General features: G+C 46.2%; 8 protein-coding genes and 1 pseudogene. 4 read left to right on the top strand and 5 right to left on the bottom strand.

Annotated elements, in window-relative coordinates; all coding sequences use genetic code 11:
* Positions 1–91 precede the first annotated feature (91 nt).
* Together C7B62_RS27280 and C7B62_RS27275 are read left to right on the top strand one after the other, a co-directional pair.
* Positions 92–1,507, top strand: a pseudogene (locus tag C7B62_RS27280) (restriction endonuclease); the annotation flags it as partial.
* Positions 1,508–3,515: 2,008 nt separating this feature from the next.
* Entirely contained in the window at positions 3,516–3,890 is a 375-nt protein-coding gene (locus C7B62_RS27275; protein WP_106242865.1) for a four helix bundle protein, read from the top strand.
* Between the two features lie 411 nt (positions 3,891–4,301).
* Here the strand turns inward: C7B62_RS27275 and C7B62_RS22760 are convergent, their stop codons facing one another.
* From C7B62_RS22760 to C7B62_RS22745, 4 genes are all read right to left on the bottom strand, one after another.
* The gene (locus tag C7B62_RS22760) at positions 4,302–4,631 is read right to left on the bottom strand and encodes a type II toxin-antitoxin system PemK/MazF family toxin (protein ID WP_106242862.1); all 330 of its coding nucleotides are present in this window, start codon (positions 4,629–4,631) and stop codon (positions 4,302–4,304) included.
* Positions 4,631–4,873 carry an AbrB/MazE/SpoVT family DNA-binding domain-containing protein gene (locus C7B62_RS22755; protein WP_106242858.1) on the bottom strand — a complete coding sequence of 81 codons (243 nt, stop codon included), beginning with the start codon at positions 4,871–4,873 and terminating at the stop codon, positions 4,631–4,633. The genes C7B62_RS22760 and C7B62_RS22755 overlap by 1 nt, the downstream gene beginning before the upstream one ends.
* 150 nt (positions 4,874–5,023) lie before the next feature.
* Positions 5,024–5,368: a type II toxin-antitoxin system PemK/MazF family toxin gene (locus C7B62_RS22750; RefSeq protein WP_106242855.1), complete on the bottom strand. Its 345-nt coding sequence runs from the start codon at positions 5,366–5,368 to the stop codon at positions 5,024–5,026.
* Positions 5,362–5,601 carry an AbrB/MazE/SpoVT family DNA-binding domain-containing protein gene (locus tag C7B62_RS22745; protein ID WP_106242851.1) on the bottom strand — a complete coding sequence of 80 codons (240 nt, stop codon included), beginning with the start codon at positions 5,599–5,601 and terminating at the stop codon, positions 5,362–5,364. Before C7B62_RS22745 ends, C7B62_RS22750 begins: the two co-directional genes overlap by 7 nt.
* A gap of 124 nt (positions 5,602–5,725) precedes the next feature.
* On the opposite strand from C7B62_RS22745, the gene C7B62_RS22740 reads away from it, so the two are divergent.
* Complete coding sequence (locus C7B62_RS22740) at positions 5,726–5,980, top strand: hypothetical protein (protein WP_146132182.1); 255 nt, start codon at positions 5,726–5,728, stop codon at positions 5,978–5,980.
* 4 nt (positions 5,981–5,984) lie between these two features.
* Positions 5,985–6,548 carry a zeta toxin family protein gene (locus C7B62_RS22735; RefSeq protein WP_106242844.1) on the top strand — a complete coding sequence of 188 codons (564 nt, stop codon included), beginning with the start codon at positions 5,985–5,987 and terminating at the stop codon, positions 6,546–6,548.
* On the opposite strand, the gene C7B62_RS22730 is transcribed toward C7B62_RS22735, so the two are convergent.
* On the bottom strand, positions 6,549–8,599 hold a 2,051-nt coding region (locus tag C7B62_RS22730), incomplete at its 5' end, for a Zn-binding domain-containing protein (RefSeq protein WP_146132181.1). It abuts the gene before it with no gap.

The raw sequence follows: 8,599 nt of genomic DNA, 5'->3' as shown, positions 1-8,599 counted from the left end.
TCGTAGGGAATTTAAAACATATGTACTATTTAACAAGTGATTTTTCCTCCAACTGTAACCCTCGTTTGAACAACGTCCGGTAGAACAGCGGATGGCGCAATGTGAGGGTAGCTATGATTTGCTGGGGACTGCGGATCTAGAGAATACACCGCCACTGCATATTATTGGTTGCCGGGTGGGGCTGGAGAAAAGAGCTGACAGCGGCAAGCCTCGGATTTCGGCGCATGGGCTGCTGCAAGAATATTTGAATCGCACTGAGCATTTGTGGGGGGTGGCAACGAATGGCCTCCAGTGGCGGCTGCTGAGGGATTCTAATTTGATGACCAAGTTGACTTATGTGGAGTTTGACTTGGAGCAAATTATGAAGGGCGAGAACTTTGCGGAGTTCGGGTTATTTTATCGGTTGTTCCATCGATCGCGTCTTCCCGACGATATGGAGGATGCCAATAAATGTTTGTTGGAAGATTACCATCAGCTAACTTTGCAGCAGGGTGGTCGGGTTAGGGATAAGCTGCGGGATGGGGTGGAAAGTGCGATCGAGCGGTTGGCGAATGGGTTTTTGCAGCATCCCAAGAATGAGGCGTTGCGGCAGCGGGTGGCTAGCGGAGAGATTGTAGCGACGGAGTATTATCGGCAGTTGTTGATGCTGATTTATCGGTTGTTGTTTTTGATGGTGGCGGAGTCGCGGGATCTTTTACTCAATGACAATGAGACGGATTTGGAGCAGCGGCGAATTTATGAGGCTTATTACAGCGTAGAGAGGTTGCGGCGGTTGGCGGAGTCACCGAACTTACGACGGGAGGGTTTTCAGGATTTGTGGCGGGGGCTGATGGTGACTTTTCAGCTTTTTGATGAGCATTGGCGGGGTCAGGCGTTGGGGCTATCGCCGTTGAATGGTGATTTGTTTGGCTCGAAGGCTTTGAGCTACATTGATGGCTATGTTATTGATAACTATGATTTGTTGACAGCGATTAAGAATTTGTCGCGTTACGATCATGTTTCGGCGAAGGGGCAAGCGGCGCAGTCTAGACGGGTAAATTATGAGTCGCTAGATGTGGAGGAGCTTGGTAGTATTTATGAAAGTTTGCTAGATTTTCATCCTCAAATTAGCGTTAAAAATGCTGGGTATGAGTTTGAGTTGGTGAAAGGGAGCGATCGCAAGTCTACTGGTTCTTATTACACGCCGCCAGAGTTGGTGGCGCAGCTTATTAAAACTGCTTTGGAGCCGGTGATGGCTGATAAGTTGGCGGGTTTGAGTTCGATCGAAGATAGAAAACAAGCGATATTGAGCATTACGGTGTGCGACCCGAGCTGTGGATCGGGGCATTTTTTGTTGGCGGCGGCGCGGCGGTTGGGCAAGGAGTTGGCGCGGGTGTTGATTGAGGAAAATGAAGCATTACGATCTACCCAAGGTTCTGAAAATATACCTGAACTATTTGCTAAAGATGCGTTACCTCTGGCGGTGCGGGATGTGATTCAACATTGTATTTATGGGGTGGATCTAAATCCACTGGCGATCGATCTTTGCAAGGTGGCACTATGGATTGAGGGTCACAACAAGGATCACCCGCTGAGTTTTTTGGATCACCGCATTAAGTGTGGTAATTCGTTGGTGGGGGTGATGGATTTGGACTGTCTCAAGGAGGGGATTCCTGAAGGGGCGTATACCGCAGTGACGGGGGATAATAAAGCCGTTGCGACTAAGTTGAAGAAGCGCAACAAGGAAGAATGTAAGCAACTCGGACAGCAAAACCTCTTCGATACTCCAGTTATCCAAGCAGAACGCGATCGCTACACCCAGAACGCCAGTGAAATCGGTTTAACCTCAGAAAACACCGCCAGCGATGTTCGCGCCAAGCTGGAGCGATATCAAGCTAGTCGTCGCGACTCGACCTGGTATCGGGATTACACGCTTTGTAATCTATGGACGGCGGCGTTTTTTATGCCGATGGTTAGCGATTTGTTGCCTACTACTGAAACACTAGACAGATTAATGTCGATTCCCCCTAGCCCTGCTCTCAGGGAGATAGCCGATACAGTTAATAAACTAGCAGTAGAAAAGTTCTTTTTTCACTGGTGTCTGGAGTTTCCAGAAGTGTTTCAAGATGGTGGCTTTAGCTGCATTTTAGGGAATCCACCGTGGGAGCGAATTAAGTTGCAGGAGAAGGAGTTCTTTGCTGCTCGTGATGCGGAGATTGCTAATGCTCAGAATAAAGCAGTCCGCGAACGACTGATTAAACAATTACCGCTCAATAATCCCGAACTGCTCGAAGAGTTTGAACTTGCTAAATATGATGCTACTGCTCAGGGGCGATTTGTACGTGGTTCGAGTCGCTTTACTTTGACAGCCGTAGGCGATATCAATACCTACAGCATTTTTAGCGAGACTGCCAGAAAGTTGATTAGTCCTGATGGGCGAGCTGGAATCATTGTGCCGACGGGGATAGCGACCGATGATACCTGCAAGAAATTCTTTGGGGATTTGGTAAAAAGTCAGAGCCTAGTAGCTTTAATGGACTTTGAGAATCGAGAAGCTCTATTTGTTGGCGTACATCGTAGCTATAAATTTTCACTTCTGAGTCTGAGCAATCAAACCACTACAGAAACACAATTTTCGTTCTTTCTGACCCATCCCCGTCAACTAGAAGATAAACAGCGGGTATTTACGCTCACGCCTCAAGACATTGCTCTGATCAACCCGAATACGCTGACTTCTCCAGTGTTTCGGACTCGTGCTGATGCAGAGTTGACTCGCAAGATCTATCAAAGCGTACCAGTATTAGAAAACGAGCGTACAGGGGTTAATCCTTGGGACATTTCGTTTATGACGATGTTTCACAAGTCAAACGATAGTGATTTGTTTAAGTCAGAAGAGCAGTTACTAAGTTCTGGATTTAATTTGGAAGAAGGTAAATATACTAGAGAAAATCAACTGTATGTCCCAATGTATGAAGGTCGAATGGTGCATCAGTTCGATCATTTGTACGCATCCTACAGCTCCAGTCAGGGAGACTACATAAAAAATGATCGTAGTTTAAGTAGCAAGGTAAAAACACAGTACTGGACTCCACAGAAAGACGTAGACAATAGAATGGAAAGCCGAGACTGGAGCCAGAGTTGGTTTTTTGGAATTCGGAGAGTTACTTGCAATACTAATGAGAGGACGGTAATTGGCAGTGTCATCCCAAATACAGCCGTCACATATGGCTTGTACTTAATCTTTTCTAAGCAAAGCCCTATTAAATATGTTGCTCTTATCTCTAATTTTAATTCAATAGTTTTTGACTATCTTTGCCGCAATAAAACTAGCCAACCTTCTTTGACCTTCGGAGTTCTTCGGCAGCTTCCCATAATACCCCCAGAATCTTACACACCCCAAGACATCGAATTCATCAGCAGCCGCGTCCTCGAACTCGTCTACACCGCTTGGGATATGCAGCCCTTCGCCCAAGACATTTGGGAGGAGTCGGGAATCGGGAGTCGGGAATCGATAATTAGACAATGGGAGGCAGGTAATGGAAAATCGCACAACTCAATCTTATCGGGATCTGCGGGTTTGGGACGAGGGAATGAAATTGGCACAGATGTGTTATCAAATCACCAAAACCTTCCCCAAGGAGGAGATGTACGGAATGATTTCACAGATCCGCAGAGCAGCAGCCTCAGTACCAGCGAACATAGCAGAGGGCTACGGGCGGGAGAATCGGGGAGAATTCATTCAATTTCTGAAAATAGCCCAAGGATCGCTCAAGGAAGTAGAGACTCATCTGATATTGTCAGCCAGAGTGAATTTGACTACAGAACAGACTGTGGAACCAGTTCTCAAGCAATGCGAAACAGTGGGCAAAATGTTGCGTTCTCTGATTCGGACAATGCAGAACAAGAAATAAAAAATCGGGAATCGGTAATGGGTTACGGGAATCGGGAATCGGGAATAGAGGAGTCGAATAAAAACGATTCCCGACTCACGACTCACGACTCCCGAACAAATGAAGAACAAATCCCCATTCCCCCCTTTACTTGGAATCCAGAAGGTCGCGCCCTCCTCCGCGCCGAACTCGATGCCAAATATGCCAAACTGTACGGACTCACCCGCGATGAGTTGCGGTACATCCTCGATCCTAGTGATGTTTATGGTGCAGAGTTCCCCAGCGAAACCTTCCGAGTCCTGAAAAACAAGGAGCTAAAAGAACACGGCGAATATCGCACGCAGCGGCTAGTATTGGCAGCCTGGGATCTACTGGAATCTTGGGGGCAAATGCCCAGTGAGGCGTGATCTGGTAAATTTGTCCGAAGTATTGCTAAAAAATGATGGGTTTGATCCGTCTTAGGCAATCTTGTAGTAACAGCTCCGAGCAAACCCCCTTGTGAATAGCTTTCCTAGCTCTAAAATCCAGCGATCGCATTTGCTCCGTCATAATTACACCAGTCACAGCTTCACCCTCTGGTATAACCACATAGAAAGGATTCTTTCGTTGGGTGTTACTAATTGGGCAGACATAAGCAAAGCCCATTTGCTCATTAAAATCATCGTGGCTAATTACCAAAGCTGGTCGATTGCCCATCTGTTCATGACCAGCCTGCGGATCAAAATCAATCCAAATAAAATCTCCACGCTTGGGAATATACACTACCAAACCTCTTGCCCCACTGGTTTACCCCATTCCACTTCACCTTCAGGTTCTTCGGTGATGCCAGCTAGCAATTCATCTAAGGTAAATTCTGGTAACACTTGGACACGCTGAATAATCAATTTACCAGCTTCAACAGTGCACTCGATCGCATCATTAGGCTTTAGATCCAGTGCTTCAACTGCATACTTGGGGATTCTCAGAGCAAGAGAGTTCCCCCACTGACCAATTTGTGACTTCATGATTTTTGGTTTTTCATGCTTAATCTGGATATCTAAAGTATATCATAAACAATTTTATGGCTAACTTCGATCATGTCTATCGGCAGCTTACAGCAATGAGCGATCGCGTCTGCCAACAGCTCACAGAACTACTCTATAAGTCCACGAGCCTCAATCAATGAGAGCGTGTAACTTAGCTGCCACTTCATCCATCACTTCCAAAGGCAAAGACTCAACATACTTAATCTGGCGTTCAACCCAATCAACAGTCTTGACTTGAAAAGCAAGAATTACCCCAGTAGTATTTAGTCCATCTGGCAAAATAACCTCCAGATTAAACCCCTTGACCTTGCTGGTGATCGGACAGACCAGAGCCAATCCAGTAGCCCTATTAAATCCTTTAGACGTGACAATTAAAGCCGGACGATAACCAGCTTGTTCTCTGCCCAGAGTCGGATCAAAGTCAAATTTAACAATATCGCCCCGCGCCGGAATATATTTGGGTTTAGCTACCATACTTCCTTGCCAACTGGCGTACCCCAATCATATTCGCCACCAATCAGCTCAGGCGTGACCCCTTCCAGCAGTTCATCAAGAGAATACTTTTTCTTGATGGGTGAAACAACGATCGTGTTATTAACCACCTCGATCGACACCACCGTACCAGCAGTTAGACCGATCTTGCTGGCAATCGGCTGTGGAATCCTTAAACCCAAGCTGTTGCCCCATTTATTAACGATATTAGTCATAGTTAAGCATACATTGTGTATATCCTAAGTATATTCATATCTGCGTATACTGTCGCGTATCACCATTCATTAGTCGAGCGAAATTTGTTATGTAAAAGGTATGATGGTCGTGAAGGAGGATACTATGACCTACCCAAAACCCAGCATCGAAAATGACCTCAGCATTGTTCCCGACGAAGATATTGCCATAACGGCTAGGAGAATGGAAGCTGCTGGACAGCTTCAGGTAGCAAAAGACATTGCCCGTCTGAAAGCTATGGGCGAACCAATCCATTATATGATCGGTGAAAAATTGGTCAGAGAAGAAGCCAATGGGCAAAAATTCGAGTTTAAGATTCGAGAAGATGGCAGCGAAGAAATAATTGGTGAAATCCTCTAGAACGATGTCAACTTTGACCGTTGTTGCCAGAGCTAATGGCTCTGGTAAATCTACACTCACCAAACTTTACGCTGATAACACTCTGTTAATTGACCCTGACGCGATCGCCAGAGAAATTGCGATCGCCAATCCATCTTCCGCTGCCATAGCTGCTGGTCGGCAAGCTCTAACTTTATCCCAGCAATATATTCAGTTAGGAAATAGCTTTATAGTAGAAACGACCCTTGCTGCTAATACCTATCTAAAGCTGATGCGTGAGGTAAAAAATCTGGGCTGGCTAGTTGCTTTGGTTTACATCGGGATCGAGAATCCCAACATCAACTTGCAACGGGTTAGAGATCGAGTCAAACTAGGTGGACATGATGTACCTATAGCTGACATTTTGCGTCGCTATAATCGAAGTCTGGCTAACCTAGCCAAAGCCGCCAAAATTGCTGATCGATTAACTCTTTATGACAACTCTACAAATGCTGGACATCAGCTAATTGCTACCATCGAAGGCACTCAAGCAGTTATCCATGTGCAAGAATTACCCAAGTGGATCGATCGGGCAATTCTCAACCCTTGATTAATTGAGCAAAGCCTTCAACTCCGCTAACTTAGCAGTTAGATCTTGATCCTGACGGTAATGAAAAGTCAGCACAGTATACCCCGCAACGTATTGCAGGTCATCTCGGATAATCTCATCCCGCTGACGCTGCTCCGGCGAATCATGCACCGAGCCATCACAAAAAATTGCTAGCTTCTGGGCAGTATAGATAAAATCTGGCTTGCAGTTAGCCTCAGCAATGAGTAACTGCGCGGTATCAGGCAACTTAATTCCCTGTTGATAAATCGCCTCCAAAACCACCCGCTCATAGTCGGAATTAGGATCGGTCTGACTATAGAGCTTTTGATACTGCTCCTCTCGTGAAACACCAGCAGCATGTCGATCAATCCGACTACCTCGCAACTGCTTCAAAAAACCACCAATCATATGCCGATTCAACAGCGCATGATCCCACTGGTTGCCATAGGAAAGCAGACACTCGTAACAAGCCTGGGCACAGCTATTCTTCTCCTTGTGAAAATGACAGATCTCCTGCGCTGCATTAGCCAGCTTCTGGAACGACTGTGGATCTTCCAAAATCTGCGATAGCACTCCAGCACCGCCCTCCGCTGCTTCCCAAAACAGAATTTGGTTGCCTTTCTCCCCCAGCCTTTCTGTACCCAGTTCCGCAGACTCCAACTTATAGAGATTTTGGAGCGATCGAGCTAAAGCATATTGCAGCGTAGCCGTGAAAGCCTCTGGATTTTGCTCTGGTAAATCAGTCACTTCAATCAGCAGAATATTAGAAGTATCCTTGACCAGCAGATGAACATCAGTTTCAATATTCGCTGATGAATTGCTCTGAGCGTTAGCCGCAGTCACCCATTGCCCAGTTCCAGTATCCAATCTAAAGCCCCATTCCTTAGTCGATCGCAGCCCTCGATTCAACCGCATTATTTCCGCAGTTTCACCATAGGTCAGCTTCAGCAACGTTGTACCATCCGCATCTGCCACGATCGCCGATTCTTTTCGGTGGTCAGTAAACTGAAAGTAGGTATTGATCTGATAGCCACTCTTTAGACGATCTTCCTCATCACAAGTAATTCGTTCCCGCCGCCGAGTAGACATCGTATCCATTTCCAGTACCTTGGTGATATTCGCGGGCTTGCCCTGTTTGTCAGCAGTAGGCTTCTGACCACAGTTTTCACAGATATCCACCACACTTGTATGAAAATAACCACAACTATGACAAACTACTAGCCGCTGGTACTCATTTTCATTTCCCTTGGTAAAGCGCTTAGTGCGATCAATCTTAAACTTGCTGCCTTCATGGTAAAGAATGTTACCTGGAGCCATTTCCCGAATCGCCAAATTACGTGGACGAGAAATATAATCACCCTTGTCCCGGCCAGTCGGAATGTAAGCCCGCACCGGCAAACGCGGAAAGTTAAAACCGGGTAAGAAACCCTCTGAAGCAAAGTAACGATAGGGATAGAATTCAAACTGACTATTATTCTTCGATTGGTTTTGTCCGACTAAAATATCAATTTGGCGCTGGGCTTCCCGCTGCGATCGATCTGCAACATCCTTTTCCTGCTTGGTGGCGTTGCCCGCAGTTACCCGATTAATCATTTGCAACGACTCATCTCTTTGCTCCACCGCAGCACCATAGAGCTTCCGCCACCGGTCACAAGCGCGATCGAAAGCAGTCAAAGCATGATCCAAAGTCTGTTCTAGCCAAGCAGCACCATACCAAGAAACCCGCTCTAGATCAGTTTGACAGAAAGCATCAGCCAAGATCGATCGAGTAGCATCCAAACATTTTTGGAAAGTCACTGGCTCTTGAGCCGCCTGAAGCTGTTCCATCAAATCGGCTTTCAGTGGATATTCAGACTTCTCCAAATCCAAAATTTGATTCATCGAATCGCCAAAGTTAATTCCAGCCTTACTCAGCCAAATAGAATAAATATGAGACTTGACCAAATCTTGATTCGCTAATTCCAGCTTCGGTGGTGCTACTGCCCCCGCCACCATATCAGCTTGATGCTCATAAAAATACCGATCGTGACCACTACCAGCTCCCGCATAGG

It is taken from the genome of Pleurocapsa sp. CCALA 161, assembly GCF_003003995.1.
GTDB lineage: Bacteria > Cyanobacteriota > Cyanobacteriia > Cyanobacteriales > Xenococcaceae > Waterburya.
This window is presented reverse-complemented; position numbering and strand designations above follow the sequence as displayed.

Excerpts from the sequence above, each read along its gene's own strand:
- C7B62_RS27275 (WP_106242865.1), top strand. The coding sequence starts at position 3,516 with ATGGAAAATCGCACAACTCAATCTTATCGGGATCTGCGGGTTTGGGAC.
- C7B62_RS22755 (WP_106242858.1), bottom strand. The coding sequence starts at position 4,873 with ATGAAGTCACAAATTGGTCAGTGGGGGAACTCTCTTGCTCTGAGAATC.
- C7B62_RS22750 (WP_106242855.1), bottom strand. The coding sequence starts at position 5,368 with ATGGTAGCTAAACCCAAATATATTCCGGCGCGGGGCGATATTGTTAAA.
- C7B62_RS22745 (WP_106242851.1), bottom strand. The coding sequence starts at position 5,601 with ATGACTAATATCGTTAATAAATGGGGCAACAGCTTGGGTTTAAGGATT.
- C7B62_RS22740 (WP_146132182.1), top strand. The coding sequence starts at position 5,726 with ATGACCTACCCAAAACCCAGCATCGAAAATGACCTCAGCATTGTTCCC.
- C7B62_RS22735 (WP_106242844.1), top strand. The coding sequence starts at position 5,985 with ATGTCAACTTTGACCGTTGTTGCCAGAGCTAATGGCTCTGGTAAATCT.